The sequence below is a fragment of the Pseudomonas sp. CHM02 genome, assembly GCF_000612585.1.
GTDB lineage: Bacteria > Pseudomonadota > Gammaproteobacteria > Pseudomonadales > Pseudomonadaceae > Aquipseudomonas.
This window is the reverse complement of record NZ_JFCA01000131.1, coordinates 1-237: the sequence shown is the minus strand read 5'-3', so window position 1 is coordinate 237 and position 237 is coordinate 1. Positions and strand designations below refer to the sequence as shown.

The window sequence follows — 237 nt, the reverse complement described above, 5'->3', positions numbered from 1 at the left end:
AAAACAAAACCCCTGACTGCGTTAGCAATCAGGGGTTTTGGAATTTAATCTTGACGATGACCTACTCTCACATGGGGAAACCCCACACTACCATCGGCGATGCATCGTTTCACTGCTGAGTTCGGGATGGGATCAGGTGGTTCCAATGCTCTATGGTCGTCAAGAAATTCGGGTACTGAGTCGTGGCCTGTTGGCCTCGCTTCAGCAAATTGGGTATGTGACAGCTTTCGGTGCTTT

General features: G+C 49.4%; 1 rRNA gene. It reads right to left on the bottom strand.

The features are described from left to right. Positions 1–48: 48 nt before the first annotated feature. Positions 49–164: ribosomal RNA gene (gene rrf, locus BM70_RS0131025) — 5S ribosomal RNA — on the bottom strand. Between the last annotated feature and the right edge of the window lie 73 nt (positions 165–237).